Genomic DNA, 24,365 nt, shown 5'->3' with positions numbered 1-24,365 from the left:
ACGAGGTGTTGGAGGAGGCCCAGGAGGAGACCGTGGAAGAGGTCCTCGAGGACCGCGCTGAGAGCAAGGAGAACTAGGATCATGGCCAACACCGACATCATCCGCAACACACTCAGCGTTCTGGTCCAGGACGTCGACGGCATCATCTCGCGTGTCGCCGGCATGTTCACCCGCCGTGGCTACAACCTCGTGTCCATCGTCTCGGCGCACACCGACACCCCGGGTATCTCGCGCATCACCATCGTGGTCGACGCCAACGAGGTGGTCATCGAGCAGGTGACCAAGCAGCTCAACAAGATCATCCCGGTGCTCAAGGTCGTGCGCCTCGAGGAGGAGTCGACCATCGCCCGCGCGATCATGCTGGTGAAGGTCAACGCCGACAACACCAACCGCCCGCAGGTGGTCGACGCCGCCAACATCTTCCGCGCCCGCGTCGTCGACGTCGCCCAGGAGTCCGTGGTCATCGAGGCCACCGGCACCCCGGGCAAGCTGCGCGCCCTGCTGGAGGTTCTCGAGCCCTTCGGTATCCGGGAGCTCATCCAGTCCGGTCAGATCGCCCTCAACCGCGGTCCCAAGACGATGGCTCCCTCCAAGTAACACCCCTCAAAATCCCACCAGGTGAGACACTGCGCCAGAAACTCCCACCTGGTGGGGTACCCCTGTCTCATGTTGTGGTACAAACAACATCAGCACCTGTATTAAACGAAAGGCGAGATTTTCTCCCATGGCTATTGAACTGCTTTACGACGCCGACGCTGACCTCTCCCTCATCCAGGGCCGCAAGGTCGCCATCATCGGCTACGGCTCCCAGGGCCACGCCCACGCCCAGAACCTGCGTGACTCCGGCGTCGAGGTCTGCATCGGCCTGCGCGAGGGCTCCAAGTCCGCCGAGAAGGCCTCCGAGGCCGGTTTCGACGTCAAGACCAACGCCGACGCCGCCGCCTGGGCCGACGTCATCATGCTGCTCGCCCCGGACACCTCCCAGAAGTCCATCTACGAAAACGACATCGCCCCGAACCTCAAGGACGGCGACGCCCTGCTCTTCGGCCACGGCCTCAACGTCCACTTCGACCTCATCACCCCGGCCGACAACGTCGTCGTCGGCATGGTCGCCCCGAAGGGCCCGGGCCACCTCGTCCGCCGTCAGTTCGTCGACGGCAAGGGCGTTCCCTGCCTCATCGCCGTCGACCAGGACCCGAAGGGCAACGGCCAGGACCTCTGCCTGTCCTACGCCGCCGCCATCGGTGGCGCCCGCGCCGGCGTCATCCCGACCACCTTCGAGGCCGAGACCGTCACCGACCTCTTCGGTGAGCAGGCCGTGCTCTGCGGTGGCACCGAGGAACTGGTCAAGACCGGTTTCGAGGTCCTCGTCGAGGCCGGCTACGAGCCCGAGATGGCCTACTTCGAGTGCCTCCACGAGCTCAAGCTCATCGTTGACCTCATGTTCGAGGGCGGCATCGCCAACATGAACTACTCCGTCTCCGACACCGCCGAGTTCGGTGGCTACCTCTCCGGCCCGCGCGTCATCGACGCCGACACCAAGGCCCGCATGAAGGACATCCTCACCGACATCCAGGACGGCACCTTCACCAAGCGCCTCATCGCCAACGTCGAGGGTGGCAACAAGGAGCTCGAGGACCTGCGCGCCTCCTACGCCGAGCACCAGATCGAGGAGACCGGCACCAAGCTGCGCGATCTCATGAGCTGGGTCAAGGTCGAGCTCAACGAGACCGCCTAAACCCTGCTTATCGACGCCCCGCTGGTTCCGCCAGCGGGGCGTCGTCATGCGCGGGGCCCGCGGGAGGTTCCGGAGACCTCATCAGCGCGCGCCAGGGCACAGGGATAGACTCATCGCCATGGGTTTCACCACGCCGAGCTACGACCTGTCTGACCTGTTCGCCCGCATCGACCGCGGCGATCTGCAGCTGCCAGACTTCCAGCGTTCCTACGCCTGGGACGTCGACCGCATCCGCGCCCTGCTGGTGACGGTGCTGCGCGGCTACCCGGTCGGTTCGCTGCTCTCCCTGGACACCCGCAACGCCCCCATGCGTTTCCGCCCGCGCCCGATCACCGGCGCCCCGGAGCCGGTCGCCGACCCCGGGCTGCTGCTTCTCGACGGCCAGCAGCGCCTGACCACCCTCTACCACTGCCTGCAGGGTGACGGAGCGGTGGACACCGTCGACTTCCGCTCCAAGCGCATCCGCCGCACCTTCTACGTCGATGTCGCCCGCGCCGTGGAATCGCAGGTGATGACCGACGAGGCCGTGTTCTCCGTCGACGATGACGGCATCATCAAATCCCACTTCGGCCCTGAGCTGCCCGACGGCATCCCCGACCGGGACGCGGCCATCGCCCATGGTTGCCTGCCGGTGGCGGATCTGCTGTGGGAATCGGGCACCGACCTGCTCTTCGACATGGCCGTGGCCCGACCGGAGATGCGGGAGGTGGTCAAGCGCTTCTACGACCGCATCGTCAAACCCCTGGCCGCCTACGACATCCCCATGATCCGCCTGGCGCGGGAGACCGCCCAGACCGGCGTGGGCTCCATCTTCGCCCAGGCCAACTCCGCCGGCCTGCAGATGGATGTCTTCGAGCTGCTCACCGCCGTGTTCGCCACCGAGGACCCGGATTTCTCGCTGGCTGCCGACTGGGCGGAGACCGAGCGGATCCTCAGCCGTTTCCCGGCGCTGGACCGCCTCGACCGCACCGACTTCCTCACCGCCGTGTCCCTGCTGGTCACCTCCCGCAACGGCCATGCCGCCGGCCAACGCGAGGACATCCTCAACCTCACCCTCGCGGACTACCTCCACGCCCGCCGGGAACTGCGGATCACCTTCCTCGAGACCGCGGAGTTCCTCTCCCAGCGCTGCATGCTCACCATCGACCAGGTGCCCTACACCGCGCAGCTCATCCCGCTGGCCGTCATCTTCGCCCGCCTGGCGGACGCCCCGCGCGCCCTGGCGTCAACCAAGGCGTGGGACAAGCTCAACCAGTGGTTCTGGTGCGGGATCTTCGGCGAGCTCTACGGCTCCGCCGCGGTGATCAACCGCTCGGCACGCGACGTCGACCAGGTCACCGCCTGGATCGAGGGTCGTGCCGACGAGGTGCCCAAGACCATCCGCGACGCCTCCTTCTCCGAGTCCCGCTTCTTCTCCGTCCGCGAGAACTCCGGCGTCTACCAGGGCATCTACGCCCTGCTCATGGCCCGCGGGGCCCGGGACTGGCGCACGGCCCAACCCTTCGACCGCTGGACGTTCGCGGACCTGCAGCCCGGCTTCCACCGGGTGTTCCCCACAGAGTGGTGCCGCGACAACGGCATCGAGGAGGTCGTCGCCGACAGCGTGCTCAACCGCACCCCCATGGGCAGGCGCACCGAGCTGGTCATCGACGGCTATGCCCCCGTCCGTTACCTCTCCCGTGTACAGACGAAGTCGCTGCTGGAGGACGCGGAGTTCGCCACCGTCCTGGGCACGCACGAGATGAACACGGAACTGCTCTACCAGTCGGACTTCCCGAACTTCCTGCGTGACCGCCGTTCCCGCTTCGTGGGCATGGTCGAGTACGCCATGGGTAAAGCGGTGGTCAGGGATGTCGATGACCGTGACTACAGCGGTGGCGAGGAAGGGCCCAACGCGTTCTCCGAGTGAACGGGGGTGACGATGCGAGTGGCCTGCCTCATAAACGGACAGGTCGTGGGACAGGGACGCCCGGTACAGACTAGAGTGTTACCCGTTCCACGCCCTGACGTTCCAGGGCCACATTTTTCACAGCTGGGAGATAACACGTGAGCAAGCCCGTCGTCCTTATCGCCGACAAACTGGCACCGTCCACCGTAGATGCGCTCGGAGATGCCGTGGAGGTGCGTTGGGTCGACGGCCCGAACACCCCGGAGCTGCTCGCCGCCGTCCCCGCGGCCGACGCCCTGCTGGTCCGTTCCGCGACCACCGTCACCCGCGAGGTCCTCGAGGCCGCCCCGAACCTGAAGATCGTCGGCCGCGCCGGTGTCGGTCTGGACAACGTCGACATCGACGCCGCCACCGAGCGTGGCGTCATGGTCGTCAACGCTCCCACCTCCAACATCCACTCCGCCTGCGAGCACGCCATCGCCCTGCTCATGGCCACCGTGCGTCAGATCCCGGCCGCCGACGCCACCCTGCGTGACGGCGAGTGGAAGCGCTCCTCCTTCAAGGGTGTGGAGCTGTTCGGCAAGACCATCGGCATCGTCGGCTTCGGCCACATCGGCCAGCTCTTCGCCCAGCGCCTGTCCGCCTTCGAGACCGAGATCATCGCCTACGACCCGTACGCGAACCCGACCCGCGCCGCCCAGCTCGGTGTGGAGCTCGTCGACCTGGAGGAACTGGTCTCCCGCGCCGACATCATCACCATCCACCTGCCCAAGACCAAGGAGACGGCCGGCATGTTCAATGCCGAGCTGCTGGCCAAGTCCAAGAAGGGCCAGATCATCATCAACGCCGCCCGCGGTGGCCTCGTCGATGAGCAGGCCCTGGCGGACGCCATCCAGTCCGGTCACATCTGGGGCGCGGGCTTCGACGTCTTCGCCACCGAGCCGTGCACCGATTCCCCGCTGTTCGGCCTGCCGCAGGTTGTCGTGACCCCGCACCTGGGTGCCTCCACCGAGGAGGCCCAGGACCGCGCCGGCACCGACGTCGCCGCCTCCGTCCTCAAGGCCCTGGCCGGCGAGTTCGTCCCGGATGCCGTCAACGTCTCCGGCGGCCGCGTCGGCGAGGAGGTCTCCCTGTGGCTGGACCTGACCCGCAAGCTGGGTCTGCTGGCCGGCCAGCTTCTCGACGCCGCCCCCGTCGCCGTCGAGGTCGAGGCCCGCGGCGAGCTCTCCACCGAGGATGACCTCTCCGTGCTCGGCCTGTCCGCCGTCCGTGGCCTGTTCTCCGCCACCACCGATGAGCCCGTGACCTTCGTCAACGCCCCGAAGATCGCCGAGTCCCGTGGTCTGGACTACTCGGTGTCCACCGCCACCGAGTCCACCACCCACCGCTCCTCCGTCGAGGTCAAGGCCATCGGTTCCGACGGCTCCTCCCGCTCCGTCGTCGGTGCCCTCACCGGCCTGGAGCGTGTGCAGAAGATCGTGCGTATCGACGAGCGCGGGCTGGACATGCGCGCCGAGGGCCGCAACCTCTTCCTCGAGTACACCGACGCCCCGGGTGCCCTGGGCAAGGTCGGCTCCCAGCTGGGCGAGGCCGGCATCAACATCGAGGCCGCCGCTCTGACCCAGGCCGCCAAGGGTGACGGTGCCATTCTCATCCTGCGCGTCGACGCCGAGGTCCCGGAGGAACTGGTCACCCAGATCTCCGAGTCCCTGGGTGCCACCAACGCCATCCAGCTCGACCTGGATTAATATCAACCCGCGACGGTGGTGCCGGACCTCTTAGTCCGGCACCACCGTCGGATCCACGACCCCGATCGCCACGGCCAGGTCCTCCCAGCTCATGCCGACGCACTTGAACACGCGGGGTCGCGTGGTGTCCACTTCCATGGTCCCGGCGACCAGGTCGGCGAGCTCGTGCAGATCCTGTTGATCGAGCACCCCTTCGTCCACCGGCTGGATCACATCGCCGGCCTCGCGCAGGGCGGTGGCCCGTTCCTCGACGAACACCTGGGAGCGGGCCATCAACTGCGAGTCGAGTTCGCGGAACTGCGGCTCGTGGGAGCCCATGGCGACGACGACGGCATGGTCGGGGACGAGGCGGCCGTCGAAAAGCGGGGTGTCGGCGGAGGTGCAGCAGACGATGAGTCCGGCACCCGCGACATCCTCGGCCTCGCCCGCGCGGGCCGCCAGGCCGAGGTCGCGGGCCACCGCGAGGGTGTCGTCGACGCGCTCCGGATTCCGTCCGCACACCACGACCTCCCCGATGTCGCGGACCTCCGCCATCGCGGCAATGTGGCTGTGGGCCTGCGGTCCCGTGCCGAAGACGACCATCCGCTCGACGGTGTCGGGTGCGAGGTGGTCGACGGCCACAGCACTCACGGCCGGGGTGCGCAACGAGGTCAGGGAGTTTCCCTCCATGATGGCCTGCGGTGTCAGCGTGGCGGTGTCCATGAGGATGTACAGGGCCTGGATCCGGGGCAGGTCATGTGCGGGGTTGTCGGGGGAGACGGTGGCGATCTTCGTCCCGGTCCAGCCGTCGATGACGGACGGCATGAGCAGCAGGTGCCCGGCACCGGCGGGGATGTTGATGCGCGCGGGGTCCGTGTCGGGGCGGAAGCCGGAGCGCAGGGCGTGGTGGAGCAGCCGCCGGGCGCGGGTGACGGAGACGCTGGCGGCGATGTCCTCGGGGGTGATGGTGCGGGGTGTCATGCGTTCCTTTCCAGGGGGTCGTTGGCCGCTTCCCGACGCGCAATCGCGGGTGCGAAGATGACGGCCAGCAGCGAGATGGAGGCGGTGATCACGAGGTAGATGGCGATGGGGTGCCACTGGTCGTTGAACTCGTGGAGCAGCCACGTGGCGATGAGCGGGGCGGTGCCGCCCGCCAGCGCGGCGCCGATCTGGTAGCCCAGCGTGACACCGGTGTAGCGGATGCGGGCGGAGAAGATCTCCGAGCTCATGGTGCCCAGTGTGCCGGTCACCGGCGGCCACACCACACCCAGTCCGATGACGACGGCGGCGAACACCGCCCAGTTGGCGCCGGTGTCCAGCAGCAGGAAGAAGGGGAAGGCGAAGGCGGCGATGGAAACGGCACCGACGACATACACCCTGGTCCGGCCTACCCGGTCGGAGAGCGCACCCATCGCCGGGATCATGAGTGTGGACACCAGGGCGCCGAGGCTGACGGCGTTGAGGACCGTGGAGCGCTCGAAGCTGAGGGTGCCGGTGGCATAGGAGGCGACGAAGGTGGCGAAGATGTAGAAGGGGGCGGTCTCCACCACCTTGATGCCCACGGAGACCAGCACGGCCGGGAAGTGGTGGCGCAGCGTCTCCAGGATGGGCAGCTCTGCGACGCCGTCCGCCTCACGCTGTGCCTTGAAGTGCGGGGTCTCGCCGAGGCCGGCGCGGATCCACAGGCCGACGAGGACGAGGGCGATGGAGGCGATGAAGGGGATGCGCCAGCCCCAGGTGAGCAGGAACTCGTCGCCGAAGGCGGAGACCGCGGCGAACGCCAGGGAGGACAGGAGCATACCGATGGTGATGCCCATCTGCGGCACCGATCCGAAGAATCCGCGCCGCTTCGCCGGGGCGTTCTCGAAGGCGAGGAGCATGGCGCCACCCCATTCGCCACCGATGGCCAGACCCTGGATGAGGCGGCACACCACCAGGAGGATCGGGGCGGCGATGCCGATCTGCTCGTAGGTGGGGATGAGGCCGATCGCGACCGTAGCGACACCCATCATCACGAGCGTGACCACGAGGGTGACCTTGCGGCCGACGCGGTCACCGAAGTGGGAGAAGACGATGCCGCCGAAAGGCCGGACGAAGAACGTCAGGGCCAGCGTGAGGTAGGACAGCATCTGGGAGACGAAGGGGTCCTCGGTGGGGAAGAACTGGTGGTTGAAGATGAGGGCCGAGGCGGTGGCGTAGAGGAAGAAGTCGTACCACTCGATGGAGCTGCCGGCGAGGGACCCGGCGAGGACGCGACGGTTGTGTTTCCTGTCGGTCGTCGGCGTGGGAGGGGCGGCGGTCATGTGAGAGCCTTCCGGTCACGGAAACGGGAATGTGATAGGTGACACAGTACAATGTTACTGGGGAGTGGTCCAGACCTTCGGGCAAGAGTTCCCACGAAAGCTCTGCAACCGGCGGTCAGCGACCTGGGAAAACGGCGAACCCGCGCGGAGTTTACGTGGGAACTCTACGGCAGGAGAGCTACTTCCCGGCCCACACCCCGGTGACATGGCCGAGGTGGGCCGCCATGACCGCCGCCATCCTTTCCGGGTCCCGCGCGGCGATGGCGTCGACGAGATCGAGGTGTTCCCGCGCCGTCTTCTCCAGCTCACCCTTCTCCACCAGGTCGCGCAGGCCGCTGAGACGGGCCAGCGAGCGGAGGGAGCGCACATGCCGGACCGCGACGTCATTTCCCGCCTGCTGGAGTAGTCCGAGGTGGAGCGAGGTGTCCAGGCGGATGAACTCGATGAGGTCGCCGTGGTGGGCGGCCTGCAGGCAGTCCTCGGCCAAGCTCCGGGCGGCCGCCACGGTGCCCTCCGGCAGTCCCTGTGCCGCCACCCGCACCATGAGTGGTATCTCGATGAAGCCGCGGAGTTCCACGTGCTGTGCCTTCAGCTCCGGCGGGAACTCCAGCACCCGGTAGCCCTTGTACCGCAGCGCGCGGACGTGTCCCTCGTTGGCCAGATCGAGCATCGCCTCGCGGATCGGGGTGGCGGACATGCCGAACTCCTCGGCCAGGGACGGGGCGCTGAGGGTCACACCGGGCGGGATGTCGCCGATGATGAACGCGTGGCGGAGGTGTTCGGCGACCTGCTCGCGCAGGGGGGTGTCACGGGGTGTGTCGAGACGCGGCAGCCGGTGCGAATCGGGCAGGGAGGGGGCCATACCGGGAATTATGCCCGAGCGGGGTGGGGTAGTGTCCCACCGTTTCCGCGCAGCTGCCGTCCGTGCGGTACAGTCGCCGTCCGAGACCCGGCTGAAAAAAGAGCTGAGGAGGGATGACCGTGACCGATCCGAGCGTGACCGGCGAGCAGTTGCGCGCCGCCGTGGGCACTTTCCCCTCCGGTGTGACCGTGGTGACCACGCTGGGTGCGGACGGCACGGACGTCGGCCTGACGGTCTCCGCCTTCTCCTCGCTGTCGCTGGAGCCGGCGATGGTGGTCCTCGCCGTGGACAACACCTCCTCCTCACTGCCGTGGCTGACGGTCGGCGCACCCCTGGGGATCTCCGTTCTGGCCGAAGGTCAGGGGCCGATCGCGCATCAGTTCGCGAGGAAGGGGGTGGACCGCTTCGCGGGGGTCGGCACGCATCGCGGGGGAGGAGGCGTCGTGCTTATCGACGCCGCCGCGGCCTGGTTCACCGGCGAGATCGCCGCGGCCTTCCCCGGGGGTGACCACACCATTCTCACGGTGGCCGTCCACGGGTGCGGCACCCACGACTCGGCCCGCCCGCTGCTGTACCAGCGCGGAAAGGTACATGACTGGCCGTCTGGCTGCTAGAATCGCCAGCAGTTCAGCAGGTGAGAAAGGAATCCCACAGAATGAAACTTGCAGTCATCGGCGGAGACGGCATCGGCCCCGAGGTCACCGACGAGGCCCTCAAGGTCCTGCGCGCGGTGCGCGACGACATCGAGACCACCGACTACGATCTCGGCGCGCGTCGTTACCTGCGCAACGGTGAGCTGCTCACCGACGCCGACCTCGACTCCCTCCGCGAGCACGACGCCATCCTGCTCGGCGCCATCGGCGCCCCGGACACCGTCGCCCCCGGCGTCCTCGAGCGTGGCCTGCTGCTGAAGATGCGTTTCGCCCTCGACCACCACGTCAACCTGCGCCCCTCCAAGCTCTACGAGGGAGTGGAGTCCCCGCTGAAGAACCCCGGTGAGATCGACTTCGTCGTGGTCCGCGAGGGCACCGAGGGCGCCTACACCGGCAACGGCGGCGCCATCCGCGTCGGCACCCCGCACGAGGTGGCCAACGAAACCTCCGTCAACACCCGCTACGGCGCCGAGCGCGTCGTCCGCTACGCCTTCGACCTGGCCATGACCCGTCGTAAGCACCTCACCCTCGTGCACAAGACCAACGTGCTCGTCCACGGCGGCGGCCTGTGGCAGCGCACCGTCGACGAGGTCGCCACCGAGTACCCCGAGGTCACCGTCGAGTACACGCACATCGACGCCGCCACCATCTACCTCATCACCGATCCCGCGCGTTTCGACGTCATCGTCACCGACAATCTCTTCGGCGACATCCTCACCGATGAGGCCGGTGCGGTCTCCGGTGGCATCGGCCTGGCCGCCTCCGGCAACATCGACGCCACCGGCACCAACCCCTCCATGTTCGAGCCGGTCCACGGTTCCGCCCCGGACATCACCGGGCAGGGCATCGCCGACCCCACCGCCGCCATCCTCTCCGCCGCTATGCTGCTGCGCCACCTCGGCGACGAGGACAACGCCGCCCGCATCGAGGCCGCCGTCGCCGCGGACGTGGCCGGGCGAACCGGACAGATCCGCACCACGGAGGTCGGTGACCGCATCGCGGCCGCCCTGCAGTAACCTGTATGGATAAATCCACCTCTATATAAGGAGTACCCGTGAGGCGTTTGACGGCCGCGCTGACCTTGACCACCACGCTGACCCTCATCGCCGGATGCTCCACCGCCGCCGACAACGGCGACAACGGCGCCGACGACTCCGGTCGTCCGCTGCTCGAGATGAGCTCCTCGGAGGTCATCGCCGACGCCGGTGACAACGGCGTCGAGACCTCCGCCCGCCTCTTCGAGTCCTCGGACGTGGTCATCGTCGCCGCCGACACGGAGGAGGACCGGGCGCGCGGTGTCCACCTGGCGGTCGCCGCCGGGGCCCCCATGCTCATTGCCGGTGACCAAGCGGCGGTCGACGCCGAGATCGACCGGCTCGGCGCCTCCCGCATCATCACCGCCGGTGATGTCGGGCCGCTTCCCGACGGCCCCGAGGTCACGGCGGCGCCGCGGGCGGCGACGCCGGCGTCGATAAGCGCGGGCGTGGCAGCCTCCCTTGATCTCGACACCGCGGAGGGCATGGACGGCCTCGACCACACCGAGCACCCGCGGGCCATGCCGCCGATGCTGGCCACCGACGAGACCTCGCTGGCCTCCATCGCCACGGCGCGCGCCGCGGGCGCCGAGGTGCACGTGCTGTCCTACCCGGACCCGCGCATCACCTCTGAATCGATGGCACTGGTCAGCGAGCAGGATGTTCTGGCGCTCGGAGATGAATTCGGATCCCAGGAGCGTCTGTCCACCGCCATCGACATGGCCGCCAACGGCGAGCTGCCCGGCGGTGGTGGCCTGGTGTTCCCGGGTCGTCGCATGATCGCCTTCTACGGTCACCCCTCCGGGGACGCCCTCGGTGTCATGGGTGAGCAGCCGCCCGCGGAGGCCGTCGAGCGCGTCAACGCGCACATCGAGAACTACCAGCCCCTCGAGGAGCAGCCGGTCATCCCGGCCTTCGAGATCATCGTCACCGTCGCCTCCGAGTTCCCGGGCGAGGACGGCAAATTCACCAACGTCGGCAATCCCGAGGATTTCCTCGGCTACATCGACGCCATCACCGACGCCGGCGGTTACGCCTTCCTCGACCTCCAGCCCGGGCAGGCGAGCTTCCTCGAACAGGCACAGGTCTACGAGGAGCTGCTCAAGCGCCCCAACGTGGGCCTGGCGCTGGACCCGGAATGGAACCTCCAGCCCGGCGAGCAGCCCCTGCAGCGAGTCGGGCACGCGGAAGCCGCCGAGATCAACGAGGTCTCCGAGTGGCTGGCCCAGCTCGTCCGCGACAACAACCTGCCGCAGAAGGGGCTCATCGTCCACCAGTTCCAGATGCAGATGCTGCGGGACCGCGACCAGATCAACACCGACCACCCCGAGTTGTCCTTCATCCTCCACGCCGACGGCCACGGCGGCCCGGAGCAGAAGTTCGACACCTGGAACGTCATGCGCCAGGATCTCTCCGACGACTGGTTCATGGCCTGGAAGAACTTCATCGACGAGGACAACCCGACCTTCACCCCGGAAGAGACCTACAACAACGTCGACCCGCGCCCCTGGTTCGTCTCCTACCAGTAGCCTGGGCGCATGAGCGCCACCCCGAAGCACGGACAGAGCCGCAGGTACTGGTCCAGTATCACCGTGGCGGCGGTCGTCGGCGTCGTGGTCACTACGCTGCTGATGATCACCGAGGTCATCAGCAGCGATCTGACGTCCCTGCTGCTCGTCTACTACCTGCTCACCTGGGTGGTGTTCTGCCTGCTCTACCTGGTGCTGACCCACCGTCACTGGCAGCAGGTCGTCGTCGACGACCTCGAAGCGGACGAGGATCAGAAAGGACGCCTCTGGTGGGGGACGGCATCCGGGGTCGGGCATCCCGAATGGTGGTCGGTGCAGGCCGGTGTGGTCTCGGCGCTCATCGTCATCGGTGCCTCCCGGCTCACTGTCCTGGACAGCCAGCTCTGGCTCCCGCTGCTGGGGCTTTTTACCGTCGCCGGTTCCTGGGGGCTGATGGTCTACGCCTTTGCGGAGAAGTACCTGAACCTCTACCTGCGGGGCGAGGATCTTGATCTGCCGGCGGATCAGGCTCCCGAGTTCGGTGATTTTCTCTCCCAGTCGGTGGCCGTGTCCACGATGACGGGAATACGCACCCGATCACGCATCACCCGGACGGCGGTGCGATCCCACACGCTCGTCGCCTTCGGCTTCAACACGGTCATCGTGGCGATGACCGTCAGCCTCCTGTTCACCTGAAAAACCCACCCCTTGTGTAGGCCACACCACTACGCTGAAGGCATGACCGTCGAACTCGAAGAAGTCCGCGAATTCATCGCTGACCTTGAGCCCTTCACCCGCCTGCCCGCCGTGGAGCTCGATGCCCTGCCCGCCCGCATGACCATGGAGTACGTCCGCCGCGGCGAGGACATCATCCGGGTGGGGGCCGTCAACGACACCCTGTACATCATCCGTTCCGGGGCCGTCGACGTCATCGACGAGGAGGGAATACTCCTCGACCGCCGCGATGACGGTCGTAGTTTCGGTTACTCCACACTGGTGGGGGACAAGGAGTGCAAGTACACCATGACGGCGGTGGAGGACTCCCTCCTGCTGCTGCTGCCCCGCGAGGAGTTCCTGGCGTTGTCGGAGCGCAATCCCGACATCATGCGCTTCTACTCCTCGCAGTCGCGTCGTATCCGCGCGGCGGCGGAGGAGCTGCGCGGCGACTCCTCCTCGGATGTCCTGCGCACGAAGCTGGCGGAGTTCAAGATCCCCAATCCGGTGTCCATCGCCCCGACGGCCACCATCCGGCAGGCCGCTGAGCTCATGGAGGAGAACAAGGTCTCCTCCCTGCTCGTCACAGACGGTGGGCAGCTCGCCGGCATCGTCACCGACCGCGACCTGCGCGGACGGGTGGTGGCACAGGGCATGGACATCACCCTGCCCATCACCGAGATCATGACGGCGCGACCGCGCACCGTCAACTCCGAGACCCTCGCGTTCGAGGCCATGCTCATCATGGCGGAGATGCGCATCCACCACCTGCCCATCGTGGACGAGGGGCAGCTGACCGGCATCGTCACCACCGCCGACGTCATGCGACTGCTGCGCCACGATCCCATCTACCTCACCGCGGAGTTCTCCCGCCGGAACTCCGCCGATGAGCTCAAGGACGCCTACTCCCAGGCCTCCGAGGTCGCCGCCCGCTTCATCGAGCGCGGCGCGTCCGCCGAGGAGACCTCCGGCATCATGACCATCGCCGCGGATTCCCTCGCCCGCCGCCTGCTCAAGCTCGGGGAGGAGAAGTTCGGGGCGCCGCCGGTGCCCTACACCTTCGTGGTGCTCGGTTCGCAGGGGCGCCGCGAAATGGGACTGGCCTCCGACCAGGACAATGCCCTCGTCCTGTCCAACGACTACGACGAGAACGAGCACGGCGAGTACTTCGCCCAGCTCAGCGATTTCGTGTGCCAGGGCCTGGACACCGCCGGCCAGGTCCTGTGCCCGGGCGACATGATGGCCTCCAACCCGCAGTGGCGGATGACCGCGGACCAGTGGATCGACACCTTCCACCACTGGGTCACCGCGCCGGAGCCGGACGCGCTGCTTCACGCGCAGACCTTCTTCGACTTCCGCGGTATCCACGGCGACACCGAGCTGGCCGATCACGTCCACAACAACGCCGTCGGCATGGCCCGCGGCGCCCGGCGCATGCACGCGCACCTCGCCGCCCTGGCCGCCCGCCGCGAGCCGCCGCTGGGATTCTTCCGTGGCCTGGTGGTCGACCGCTCCGGTGAATACGCCAACACCCTCAACGTGAAGAAGGGCGGCACCGCCGGCATCGTGCAGATGGCGCGGCTGTTCTCCCTGTCCACCGGCGTCACCGCCCTGGGCACCCGCAACCGACTCGTGGAGGCGGCCGCCGCCGGAGGAGTCTCCGAGCGCGGCGCCAACGATCTGGTCGACGCCTTCGACTACCTCAACTCGATCACCCTGCGGCATCAGGCGCAGCAGCTGCGGGAGGATGCCGTCCCGGACTACAACATCGATCCGAACAAGCTCGGCAAGATGGACCGTGAGCATCTGCGCGACAGCTTCCAGATCATCAAGGGCATGCAGAACGCCCTGGCCACCAAGTATCTGGTGAGGAACATCTGATGTGGCCCTTTCGCTCTGACCCCGCGAAGAAGGCCACCGGCGCACTCCGGGCCTTCTACGACGTTCCCGCCCCGGAGGACCGCACCCCCCTCGATGACCTGCCGCTGTTGGCCGTCGACGTGGAGACCACCGGCATGGACCCGGCCAAGCACCAGCTGGTCTCCATCGGCTGGGTGCCGGTGACCGGTCGGCGGATCGACCTGGCCGGTGCCGGGTACGTTGTCCTGCGTGGTTCGGAGGGGTTCTCCGTCGGTTCCTCCGCCACGATCCACCACCTCACCGACGATGAGATCGCCATGGGTGTGGATCCGGAGGAGGCCGTGGGCCAGTTCCTCGCCGCACTGCAGGGCCGGGTCATGCTCGCCCATTTCGCGGCGATGGAAGAGGGGTTCATCTCCGCGGCCTGCGAGAAGCTCTACGGCGCCCCGTTGAAGGTGAAGACCGTCGACACCTTCGTCATCGAACGACGCCACATGGAACGCAAGGGCACCTACCCGCGCGGTGAGGATCTCCGCCTCGCGCGGGTCCGCTCCCGCTACGGTCTGCCCGCCTACCGCAACCACAATGCGCTCACGGATGCCCTCGCATGCGCGGAGCAGTACCTGGCACACCGGTCCACTCTCAGCGTCGACTCATTGAAGGATCTCATGAATTGATGCCCCAGGTGGGTATGTAGAGTATTGGCCATGCGCTTTGGAAGAATCGCCCACCCTGAGGGCTTCAGTTTTGTCGTCATCGACGGTGAGGGCGGAAACTTCGCCGATCTCACCGCCAAGGAGATCAAGGACACCCCGTACACCGAGCCGGAGTACACCGGCCGGGAGTGGCCGCTGGCCGAGGTGCGCCTTTTGGCCCCGACGCTGCCGAGCAAGGTGGTGGCCATCGGCCGCAACTACGCCGATCACGTCGCCGAGGTGTTCAAGGAGTCCGCGGAGCACCTTCCGCCGACGCTGTTCCTCAAGCCCCCGACCGCCGTCATCGGCCCGGATGCGGCCATCAAGATCCCCGAGTTCGCCACCAAGGTCGAGTTCGAGGGTGAGCTGGCCGTGGTCGTCGGCCAGGTGGCGAAGAACGTCAAGGCCGCCGACTGGAAGTCCGTCGTCCGTGGTTTCACCATCGTCAACGACGTCTCCTCCCGTGACCTGCAGTTCGCCGACGGCCAGTGGGCACGCGCCAAGGGCATCGACACCTTCTGCCCGCTGGGCCCCTGGATCGAGACGGACATCGACTCCTTCGAGCTGGACAACCTGTCCATCAAGGCGCACCTGACCCATGACGGTGAGCGCGCCACCAAGCAGGACTCCAACTCCAACCAGATGATCATGAAGATGGGCGAGATCATCGAGTTCATCACCGCCTCCATGACCCTGCTCCCGGGTGATGTCATCTGCACCGGCTCTCCGGCCGGCACCGAGGCCATGCAGCCCGGTGACACCATCGAGGTGGAGATCGAGGGCCTGGGCGTCCTGCGCAACGTCATCGAGCGCGCCTAGCATTCCGCAGCGAAAAGCCGACCCGATTCCCGGGTCGGCTTTGTCATGTCCGCGTGCCCGTCTAGAGGCCGAGCGAGCGCAGGATCGTGCGCAGTTTGGCGGTGGTCTCAGCCAGTTCGTCCTCGGGATCCGAATCCGCCACGATGCCGCCGCCGGCCCACGCACGCGCCATGGTGCCGTCCCCGGCGACCTCGGCGCAGCGGATGGCCACCATGTACTCGCCGTCGCCGGCGGCGTCACACCAGCCGACGGCCCCCGCGTAGAATCCGCGGTCGGATTCCGCGGTGTGGATGAGCGTTTCCGCCGCGTGTGTGGGCGTGCCGCAAATAGCCGGGGTGGGGTGGGCCTGCAGCGCCAGCTCGAGCGCTGAGGTCCCGGGATCCTTGAGCGTGCCCACGATGGGGGTGGCCAGATGCCACATCTCGTTGGTCCGCGTCACCTCCGGCACGGCCGGGATGTCGAGTCGCTCGCAGTAGGGGGCGAGCTTCTCCCGCAGGTGTTCGACGACGTAGGCGTGCTCTTCCAGGTCCTTCGTGGATTCGGCGAGTTGCTTGGCGACGCCCGCGTCCCTCCCCGGATCCCCGTCACGCGGTGCCGACCCCGCCAGCGGGTAGGCGGTGACCGTCGAGCCCTGACGCTTGACCAGGACCTCGGGGGAGGAGCCGACGATCATGTCACCTTCCCGGCCGGCGGGAGTGAGGTCCGCGATGAACCCGTCGCGGTTGTAGGAGTTGTCGATGAGCCGCGCCGCCACCAGCAGAGGATCCACCGGCGGGTCGAAGGCGATGTCGACGGCCCGCGCCAGGACCACCTTCTGCAGCTTTGAGGCGCGGATCGTGCCGACGGCGGCCTCCACCCGGCGCAGGTGCTCCTGCGGTTCCGGATCCACGCCGGCGATAAGCGCATGCAGTACCGAGCCGGGGCCCTGCCGATAGTACGAGTGGGGTTCCAGCGGACCCTCCTCGCGGATGATCCTCTCCGGCACGGTGAGGGCGGCGGGAGCCTGGACGTCGAAGGGCAGCGCTCCCACGACCATCTCCACGCGGCCGCTGCGCAGGGCGTCGACGGCCAGCCACGGATCGGTGAAGTGCTCCCGGGCGCCCTGGGTGCGCACCGACCCGTGCGCCCGGGACAGGAGGAAGTCCGGGGCGGTGGCGGGGCGGTGGGCACACATGGGGGGACAGTCTAGTACGCATGTGGGTCTCACACATTCTCAGGTCGCAGGTTGGGTCGGCAGAGGTTCCTGCGGCGCCTTCCGCCTGCGGCGGATTCCGGGACCAGTAACATGACGGGCATGACTGACGTTCGTGTACGTTTCTGCCCGTCGCCCACCGGAACCCCGCACGTGGGTCTGGTGCGCACCGCCCTGTTCAACTGGGCGTATGCCCGCCACAACCAGGGCACCCTGGTGTTCCGCATCGAGGACACCGACGCCGCCCGCGACTCCGAGGAGTCCTACCAGGCCATCATCGACGCCCTCACCTGGCTGGGTCTCGACTGGGACGAGGGCGTGGAGAAGGGCGGCCCGCACGAACCCTACCGCCAGTCCCAGCGCATGGACATCTACGCGGACGTGCTGCAGAAGCTTATCGACGCCGGCGAGGTCTACCCCGCCTACTCCACCGCCGAGGAGGTCGAGGCCCGGCACAAGGCCGCCGGCCGCGATCCGAAGCTCGGCTACGACAACTACGACCGCACCCTCACCGAGGAGGAGGTCGCAGCCTTCGAGGCCGAGGGCCGCCAGCCGGTGTGGCGTCTGCGTATGCCGGACCAGGACTGGTCGTGGAACGACCTGGTCCGCGGTGAGGTCGAGTTCAAGGCCGCCACCCAGCCCGACTTCGTCGTCGCCCGTTCCAACGGCGCCCCGCTCTACACCCTGGTCAACCCCGTCGATGACGCCCTGATGAAGGTCACCCACGTCCTGCGTGGTGAGGATCTACTCTCCTCGACCCCACGCCAGCTGGCCCTCTACGAGGCGCTCAAGCGCATCGGCGTGGCGGAGGCCACCCCGCAGTTCGGGCACCTGCCTTTCGTCATGGGCGAGGGCAACAAGAAGCTGTCCAAGCGTGACCCGCAGTCCAACCTCTTCCATCACCGCGAGAACGGCATCATCCCCGAGGGCATGCTCAACTATCTCGCACTGCTGGGCTGGTCCCTGTCCGGTGACCGCGACATCTTCTCCGTCGAGGAGCTGGTGGCCAACTTCGACATCGCCGACGTGCTGGGCAACCCGGCCCGTTTCGACCAGAAGAAGCTCGAGGCCATCAACGCCGATCAGATCCGCCTGCTGCCCGCCGGGGAGTTCGAGGAGCGCCTCCGCGCGCACCTGAGCGAGTTCACCGACTTCCCCGCTGATTACCCGGCGGACAAGTTCCAGGTCGCTGCGGACCTGACCCAGACCCGCATCAAGACCCTCTCCGAGGCCTACGGCCTGCTCAAGTTCCTCGTCACCGCCGACGAGGATCTCGAACTCAACGAGAAGGCCGCGAAGAAGAATCTCAAGGAGGCCGCCATCGAGCCCCTCGATGCCGGCATTGCCGCCCTCGAGGGCGTGGGGGAGTGGACCACCCCGGAGATTGAGGCCGCCCTGAGCAAGGCGCTCATCGAGGACCTGGAACTCAAGCCGCGCACCGCCTACGGCGCACTGCGCGTGGCCATCTCCGGCGAGGCCATCTCCCCGCCGCTGTTCGAGTCCATGGAGCTGCTGGGACGGGAGTCCACCCTGGCGCGCCTGCGTGCGGCCCGCGCGGTGACCCCGTTCCAGGCGCCCGCACAGTAGCCGACTGGTGTTGCTCACCGCGCACCATAAATGCGCGGTGAGCTGCGGATTTGGCAGTGTTGCACCGTTGTGGTTATAGTTATCCACGTTGCACAGAGCGGCAGCGAACAAAATAAATAGTGGCCTATGGTGTAATTGGCAACACTACGGTTTCTGGTACCGTCATTCTAGGTTCGAGTCCTGGTAGGCCAGCTGCAGAGCAATCTGCTGCGCCCCGTTCGTCTAGCGGCCTAGGACGCCGGCCTCTCACGCCGGTAACACGGGTTCAAATCCCGTACGGGGTACAAGATCAAGACTCCCGGTCTCATGTTGAGACCGGGAGTTTTGGCGATTCACCCCCGCGCTTACTTTTGGTGCGTGGCTCACACCTCGGCGAACAGTGTGACGGGGGTAACGGGAGGTTACGAGATTATGAAAACCACTTTAACTGCGCTGGCTCTCGTCCTAGGCTGCAGATAAGCGGAACGGTTCACCCCTCGAACCCCAGGTACCAGGTTCGATGACACGGACCCTCCGGATGTTGATCGAACGGAAGGAGAGTATATGGCAGAGGCTTTGATCCATATCTCAGGACGCGACGCAGGCGTCATTCCCTAAGCGGCACAGCCATAATCCACAACATCCCAAGCGCAAGTGATGCGCGGAGTACAGGAGCTAACGGGAGCGATATGAAGCGTCAGCTGTCACCGAACCCCACGGAAACGACAAGCTAACCCCCGACACCTTCAGGTTCCACAGAACTGCAGCGGACGCGGCCACGCAGGGATCATTACCCCGGGTCGACGACACATCCGCACCGACGTCGGAAGTGGTAGACGATCTACCGTCCAAGGTTCGGCAGAAGTTCGAAACCCACCACCACGCGTGGTGGGTTTCTTCTTGATTTATCCTCAATAACCTGCGGATTTGTTGTGTAGTACCCGAAACGTTTACAGTAATGAAGTCCACAACGGACACCGCGAAAAAAGCGAACACGCCCCGTTCGTCTAGCGGCCTAGGACGCCGGCCTCTCACGCCGGTAACACGGGTTCAAATCCCGTACGGGGTACCACGAAACCAGGTCTTCGGACCTGGTTTTTCGCATTCAGAACTCGCGTCTGGCTCGGGTTATACGACAAAATGTGTGTCTGGTCCGGGCGTGTCGCTCCGGTCAGGTACCGGCGGGTGGTTGGGGATCCGTTGTCGTTCAGGCTGGTAGTGCCGTTAATCTAGGTTATGAACAGCAGGAAAGGAGCGACTCGCTCATGGGGTCCTCACCGGCAGCTACAGAAACACCACGCTAAAGGAAGCAACCGAAGGCGTTTGGCGGGGATGTCTCACTTTCGGCTTCCGGTGGTTCCTCAGCGTGGGAAGATGGATCCATGTATCCAGATGGGGATCAGGGGTAGTGATGGTTCAGAAGAAGAATGGCCTGACTCCTCTGCAAATAGAGACTCTCGAGTGGATCAAGTCAGGCCAGCCACCCGAAGCGATCGCCGGTGATAAAGACCTGCGTCACCGAATCCATTCTCGAAAACTGGAGCGCCTGGGCTTGGTTGAGATTTCTGGTAGTGGAGAGACCTGGGAAGTAAAGCTGACCGAGCTTGGGGAGAAGTGGCCGGAAATCCCGTTAGGAGCCAGGCCTGCTGCGCCCAAAACGCGGCGTAAGCCTCGGCGTCCGGCTTCATACGCACAGGGGAAGGGTAGCCAAAGGGTGGCCGACACTAGTCGGCCAGCTACGCCTCCGCCTGCTCCTGCAGAGAGTACGAAGCAACTGTTCGAGGAGATTCTGGCCTCGGAGTTTAATATCGTATCTCGTCGTCTGTCTGCTGACTCGAAGTCTGACGAGTGGAAGCAGCAAGTGGCGGCCCTTAGCCGAGCTAAGAGCTTGCTAGGGGAGGAGTGGCGAGTAAGCAGCCAGACCCGCAGGGAAGGCCCGTACTATGACGCGCGGGACTACCTGGACATAGGTCTCTTCCCGGTCGATAGGTGGCTGAGTGAGCCGCTGCCCGACGAGGTGAAGCGCTACCACCCGGCGGTTGGTAGGGTGATGAAATACTCGACTGGTGTGTCGCCCGATCTCAAGCCTCGGGCAAAGCGGTTGCTGCACGCACTGTTCCGCGAGGCTGACGTAAGGGGATGGAAGCATCAGGAGATTGAAATAGGACCCAACTCTGGACATAAGACGTCTCGAGAGCGGGGGTCGCTCAAAACGCACGACACCGGATACGGCTTTACTGATGGCGTTCGGACCTACTTCGTCTCCGCATCTGAGCAGGTGGACGTGGTCGAGAGGGCACCAACCAAAAAGGAGCTTGCGGAGCACCAACAGCAACTGCGTTGGTATCCCCAGGCCAAGATCAAGAAATTCTACGACCATCCATACAACGGCCGGTTGACCGTCACCATAGGTAGCCGTCAGGCTAAAGATACTAAGACCAAGACGGCCGAGAAAGCTCTACCTGGCATCTTCTCCGCCATATCCCTTGAGAGTGCTTGGGCCGACTACCGGGCTGAGATGGACCGCCGAGCAAAGGCACGCTGGAACAAGAAGGTCGCCATTGCTGAGAAAAGGGCGGACGTCATCTTCCGTAACCGTGCCCTCTACGACTCGCTCGAAGGGCGGGCGCTCGAGTGGGAGAAGTTCCGTAAGGTTCAGCAGTATGTGGCGGACCTCAAGAGGCACGTCGAGACTCTGTCTGAAGATGGCCGACATAACGCAGCGGCCTGGCTGGCCTGGTGTGAGCAACATCTCGATGACCGCAATCCGCTGCGTAACGTCTGCACTCCACAAGTTCGAGTCGCGTACGGATACGAGCGAGATAATTTAGTGAGCCAGATAGCCCAGAGAATCTCTGATGCCGAGATAGGTGAGTGAGTCAGGGGCAGCCCGAGCCACATAGTCGCGACTGGGGAAAAGCGGGTTTGCGTTGAGCCCCGTTTGCTCGAATGTGCCGATTAGCGCTGACTAGTCAGGACACATCTAACCCAGTCGCTAGGAGATGCTGGCGGCGGGGTTTTCCAGGCGTTTACAGTGGTAGGCGGGCGTTTCGGAGGACTTCTGCTCCCATTGACAACAGCTCGTACAAGTTGTGTTCGGTCTGGCGTACCACGAAACCAGGTCTTCGGACCTGGTTTTTCGCATTCAGAATGTGTGTCTGGCTCGGGCGTTCGACAACACCAAGGTCCATGTCCACCCCGCCGACTAGCCTGAGGTCCGTACCCCCGGATCAACGAAAGGCGGGCCCACCCATGTACCCACCACTGACCCCTCGTCTCATGAATGCGATGAACACCGCAGCCACCGCGCACCGCGATCACACGCGTAAGGGCAGCGGTATTCCTTATGTCTCGCACCTGTTCGCGGTGATGTACCTGGTGGCCTCCGAGACCGACGACGAGGACCTGCTCATCGCCGCGCTGTTGCATGATGCCCTCGAGGATGTCCCGGAGAACTACTCCGAGGAGCAGATGCGCGCTGATTTCGGGGATCGGGTCGCGGGCATCGTCCTCGATCTGAGCAAGGATGATTCCCTGCCGGACTGGCAGGACCGCTCCAACGCCTACCTCGATCACCTGGAGAATCACGCCTCCGAGGAGGCGGTGCTCATCTCCTGCGCGGACAAGCTGCACAACCTCATGTCGATCCTCGACGACCACGCCGCGCAGGGTGACGCCCTGTGGGAGCGTTTCAATTCCGGCCAGGAGCGGCAGCGATGGTGGTACGGGGAGGTGCACCGGGTCGTCGAGAAGCGGCGGCCCGGGCTGGAACTCAACCGGCGGCTGGGTGATCTCGTCTCGTCCTTCCCGACGTAAGCGTAAAGTCTCATGCATGAGTCTTGAACCCGGGAACACCCCGCTCGTGCGCCTGGATCGGCTGAACACGAACCCCCGCCTGAGGTTGTGGGCCAAGCTCGAGGGCTACAACCCCTCCGGTAGTGCCAAGGACCGCACCGCCCACGCCATGCTGTCCGCGGCGGATCTGCAGCCCGGCGCCGTGATCGTCGAATCCAGCTCGGGCAATCTCGGGGTGGCCATGTCCCGCGAGGCCGTCCTCGGGGGGTGGACCTTCCACTGCGTCGTCGATCCCCGCGCCAACCGCACGACGGTGGCCACCATGCGCGCGTTCGGCGCGATCGTCCATGAGGTCACGGAACCGGATCCGGAGACAGGGGACTGGCTCGCCGCGCGTCGCGCCCGCGTCGCGGAACTGCTCAGCGAACTTCCCGACGCCGTCTGCCTCGACCAGTACTCCAACCAGGCGGCCTTCACCGCCCACGATGACGGCACCATGCGCGAGATCGTCGAGCAGCTCGGCCACGCCCCCGACCATCTCCTCGTCGCAGTGTCCACCACGGGCACCATCGGGGGCTGCCTGCGACGCATCCGTCGCGAAGGATTGTCGACGCAGGTCATCGCCGTCGACGCCGAGGGCTCCGTGCTTTTCGACGGCACCCGCGGCACCCGTCATCTCCCCGGCTTCGGCGCGGGTGTCGTGCCCGAGTTGGCGGCCTCGGTCATCCCGGACCGCATCGAGCGCGTCTCCGACCGTGAATCGGTGGCCGGTGCCCGACAGCTGGCGCAGACCGAGGGCATCCTGTGCGGGGCTTCCGGTGGGGCGGTGGTGGCGGTCGTCGATAAGCTCCTGCCGGACCTGGCCGGCGACGTCGTCCTCGTGCTGCATGACGGCGGCACCAACTACGTGGACACCATCTTCAACGACGACTGGGTGGAGGAAACCCTGTGACAACCGTGGCGATCATCGGCGGCGGCCCGCGCGGCCTGTGGGCGGCCGAAGAACTGCTCGGACTGGCGCGCGAACACGGCGCGGCCATTGACCTGCACATCTTCGACGGCGGCGGCCTGCACGCCTACGACACCGATCAGCCGGGGGAGTGGCTCATCAACGTCCGCTCCTCGGCGATTCACACCGGACTCGGATCCTTCAACACATGGCGCGGGGCCGATGATCCCTTCCCGCCGCGGCGCGAGGTCGGCGCATTCCTCGCCGCCTCCTGGGACGCGCTGCGCCGGCACATCCCGCCGCGCTGTGCTCTCACCTGGCACGACATCCACGTGGAGAGCATCGAGCGGCGCGGTGAGCAGTGGTCGATCGGGGGACTGCTCGCCGACGAGGTGCTGCTGGCCACCGGCCATGCGGCCACCTGGCCGGGCTCCCTGGAGCATGCGGACCTGCCCGTGCCCGTCGTTATGCCCTATCCGGCGTCGAATCTGCAGGCCATCGGACCGCAGGACCGGGTGCTGGTCCGAGGCGCCGCGCTGACCTTCATCGACATCATCCGGGCCTGCGATCCGGCCGTGTTCATCCCCGTCACCCGCACCGGCCGCCTCATGGAGACCAAACCCGAGCTCGACGGCATCGCGGCCGCCGACATCATTGACGCAGGCAACACCCTGCTTATCGACGCCCCCGACGCCGACGCCCTCACCGCCGCCCTCGCGACGACCGCCCGGCGCCTGCTCGAGCGGGCGGGGCGCAGCGGTGACGTCGACGCCGTGCTCGCCGGCACCGACCGCGACGATCCGGATGCGGCCTGGGCTGTCGGCCTCACGTGGCGGGAGTGCTACGCGGGGATCGTCGAGCGCGCCTCCTACGCCGGCCGTGACAGCCTCGACGGCTTCGGGGAGCTGTGCCGGCGCCTCGAGCGCGTCGCCTTCGGCCCGCCGCCGGAGAGCGTCACACACTTGGCGGACCTGGTGGCCTCCGGGAAGGTCGACCTCAGCCACCTGGGGCGCGGTGGGGAGGACCTCACGAATCTCATTCGGGAACTCGACATCACGGTGG

The 24,365-nt window shown here is 66.3% G+C and carries 20 protein-coding genes and 3 tRNA genes; 19 read left to right on the top strand and 4 right to left on the bottom strand.

What is annotated here, in order from left to right; all coding sequences use genetic code 11:
- Window positions 1–81: 81 nt before the first annotated feature.
- From ilvN to serA, 4 genes are all read left to right on the top strand, one after another.
- A complete protein-coding gene (gene ilvN / locus Q4F73_RS01505) occupies window positions 82–597 on the top strand; it encodes an acetolactate synthase small subunit (RefSeq protein WP_303357579.1) in 516 nt (171 codons plus the stop codon).
- A 127-nt stretch (window positions 598–724) separates the two neighbouring features.
- The gene (gene ilvC, locus Q4F73_RS01500) at window positions 725–1,738 is read left to right on the top strand and encodes a ketol-acid reductoisomerase (RefSeq protein WP_303357578.1); all 1,014 of its coding nucleotides are present in this window, start codon (window positions 725–727) and stop codon (window positions 1,736–1,738) included.
- 118 nt (window positions 1,739–1,856) lie between these two features.
- Window positions 1,857–3,647 (top strand): DUF262 domain-containing protein, encoded by a 1,791-nt coding sequence (locus Q4F73_RS01495; protein ID WP_303357577.1) that lies wholly within the window; start codon window positions 1,857–1,859, stop codon window positions 3,645–3,647.
- A 137-nt stretch (window positions 3,648–3,784) separates the two neighbouring features.
- Entirely contained in the window at window positions 3,785–5,374 is a 1,590-nt protein-coding gene (serA, locus tag Q4F73_RS01490; RefSeq protein ID WP_303357576.1) for a phosphoglycerate dehydrogenase, read from the top strand.
- 30 nt (window positions 5,375–5,404) lie between these two features.
- On the opposite strand, the gene Q4F73_RS01485 is transcribed toward serA, so the two are convergent.
- The 3 genes from Q4F73_RS01485 to Q4F73_RS01475 all read right to left on the bottom strand — a co-directional run bounded on the left by Q4F73_RS01485 (window position 5,405) and on the right by Q4F73_RS01475 (window position 8,518).
- Window positions 5,405–6,334 carry an ornithine cyclodeaminase family protein gene (locus Q4F73_RS01485; protein ID WP_303357575.1) on the bottom strand — a complete coding sequence of 310 codons (930 nt, stop codon included), beginning with the start codon at window positions 6,332–6,334 and terminating at the stop codon, window positions 5,405–5,407.
- The gene (locus Q4F73_RS01480; RefSeq protein WP_303357574.1) at window positions 6,331–7,656 is read right to left on the bottom strand and encodes an MFS transporter; all 1,326 of its coding nucleotides are present in this window, start codon (window positions 7,654–7,656) and stop codon (window positions 6,331–6,333) included. Before Q4F73_RS01480 ends, Q4F73_RS01485 begins: the two co-directional genes overlap by 4 nt.
- A gap of 178 nt (window positions 7,657–7,834) precedes the next feature.
- Window positions 7,835–8,518 carry a GntR family transcriptional regulator gene (locus Q4F73_RS01475; RefSeq protein ID WP_303357573.1) on the bottom strand — a complete coding sequence of 228 codons (684 nt, stop codon included), beginning with the start codon at window positions 8,516–8,518 and terminating at the stop codon, window positions 7,835–7,837.
- A gap of 113 nt (window positions 8,519–8,631) precedes the next feature.
- Here Q4F73_RS01475 and Q4F73_RS01470 point away from each other — a divergent pair, with 113 nt between their 5' ends.
- Genes Q4F73_RS01470 through Q4F73_RS01440 form a run of 7 tightly spaced genes read left to right on the top strand, consistent with a single transcriptional unit; the run spans window position 8,632 to window position 15,801 of the window.
- Window positions 8,632–9,132 carry a flavin reductase family protein gene (locus tag Q4F73_RS01470; RefSeq protein ID WP_303357572.1) on the top strand — a complete coding sequence of 167 codons (501 nt, stop codon included), beginning with the start codon at window positions 8,632–8,634 and terminating at the stop codon, window positions 9,130–9,132.
- A 41-nt stretch (window positions 9,133–9,173) separates the two neighbouring features.
- The gene (locus Q4F73_RS01465; protein WP_303357571.1) at window positions 9,174–10,187 is read left to right on the top strand and encodes a 3-isopropylmalate dehydrogenase; all 1,014 of its coding nucleotides are present in this window, start codon (window positions 9,174–9,176) and stop codon (window positions 10,185–10,187) included.
- Window positions 10,188–10,225: 38 nt separating this feature from the next.
- The gene (locus Q4F73_RS01460; RefSeq protein WP_303357570.1) at window positions 10,226–11,734 is read left to right on the top strand and encodes a cell wall-binding repeat-containing protein; all 1,509 of its coding nucleotides are present in this window, start codon (window positions 10,226–10,228) and stop codon (window positions 11,732–11,734) included.
- Window positions 11,735–11,743: 9 nt separating this feature from the next.
- Window positions 11,744–12,409 carry a DUF1345 domain-containing protein gene (locus Q4F73_RS01455; protein WP_303357569.1) on the top strand — a complete coding sequence of 222 codons (666 nt, stop codon included), beginning with the start codon at window positions 11,744–11,746 and terminating at the stop codon, window positions 12,407–12,409.
- Window positions 12,410–12,451: 42 nt separating this feature from the next.
- The gene (locus Q4F73_RS01450; RefSeq protein ID WP_303357568.1) at window positions 12,452–14,308 is read left to right on the top strand and encodes a DUF294 nucleotidyltransferase-like domain-containing protein; all 1,857 of its coding nucleotides are present in this window, start codon (window positions 12,452–12,454) and stop codon (window positions 14,306–14,308) included.
- Window positions 14,308–14,964, top strand: coding sequence for an exonuclease domain-containing protein (locus Q4F73_RS01445; RefSeq protein ID WP_303357567.1), 657 nt, complete (start codon window positions 14,308–14,310; stop codon window positions 14,962–14,964). Before Q4F73_RS01450 ends, Q4F73_RS01445 begins: the two co-directional genes overlap by 1 nt.
- Window positions 14,965–14,994: 30 nt before the next feature.
- Entirely contained in the window at window positions 14,995–15,801 is an 807-nt protein-coding gene (locus Q4F73_RS01440) for a fumarylacetoacetate hydrolase family protein (protein WP_303357566.1), read from the top strand.
- A gap of 61 nt (window positions 15,802–15,862) precedes the next feature.
- Here the strand turns inward: Q4F73_RS01440 and Q4F73_RS01435 are convergent, their stop codons facing one another.
- The gene (locus tag Q4F73_RS01435) at window positions 15,863–16,975 is read right to left on the bottom strand and encodes an isochorismate synthase MenF (RefSeq protein ID WP_303357565.1); all 1,113 of its coding nucleotides are present in this window, start codon (window positions 16,973–16,975) and stop codon (window positions 15,863–15,865) included.
- A 111-nt stretch (window positions 16,976–17,086) separates the two neighbouring features.
- On the opposite strand from Q4F73_RS01435, the gene gltX reads away from it, so the two are divergent.
- The 8 genes from gltX to Q4F73_RS01395 all read left to right on the top strand — a co-directional run.
- Window positions 17,087–18,580, top strand: a complete 1,494-nt coding sequence (gene gltX / locus Q4F73_RS01430) for a glutamate--tRNA ligase (RefSeq protein WP_303357564.1) — start codon at window positions 17,087–17,089, stop codon at window positions 18,578–18,580.
- 120 nt (window positions 18,581–18,700) lie between these two features.
- Window positions 18,701–18,772 (top strand) — tRNA-Gln (locus Q4F73_RS01425).
- Window positions 18,773–18,791: 19 nt separating this feature from the next.
- Window positions 18,792–18,864 (top strand) — tRNA-Glu (locus tag Q4F73_RS01420).
- A 691-nt stretch (window positions 18,865–19,555) separates the two neighbouring features.
- Window positions 19,556–19,631: transfer RNA gene (locus tag Q4F73_RS01415), tRNA-Glu, on the top strand.
- Between the two features lie 339 nt (window positions 19,632–19,970).
- Window positions 19,971–21,437, top strand: a complete 1,467-nt coding sequence (locus Q4F73_RS01410; protein ID WP_303357563.1) for a hypothetical protein — start codon at window positions 19,971–19,973, stop codon at window positions 21,435–21,437.
- Between the two features lie 374 nt (window positions 21,438–21,811).
- Window positions 21,812–22,375: an HD domain-containing protein gene (locus Q4F73_RS01405; RefSeq protein ID WP_303357562.1), complete on the top strand. Its 564-nt coding sequence runs from the start codon at window positions 21,812–21,814 to the stop codon at window positions 22,373–22,375.
- Window positions 22,376–22,391: 16 nt separating this feature from the next.
- Window positions 22,392–23,306, top strand: coding sequence for a pyridoxal-phosphate dependent enzyme (locus tag Q4F73_RS01400; protein WP_303357561.1), 915 nt, complete (start codon window positions 22,392–22,394; stop codon window positions 23,304–23,306).
- The coding region (locus tag Q4F73_RS01395; protein WP_303357560.1) for an FAD/NAD(P)-binding protein at window positions 23,303–24,365 on the top strand (1,063 nt) is incomplete at its 3' end. The genes Q4F73_RS01400 and Q4F73_RS01395, both read left to right, overlap by 4 nt.

Origin of the sequence: Corynebacterium sp. (assembly GCF_030535495.1) — a bacterium.
Lineage (GTDB): Bacteria > Actinomycetota > Actinomycetes > Mycobacteriales > Mycobacteriaceae > Corynebacterium.
This window is presented reverse-complemented; position numbering and strand designations above follow the sequence as displayed.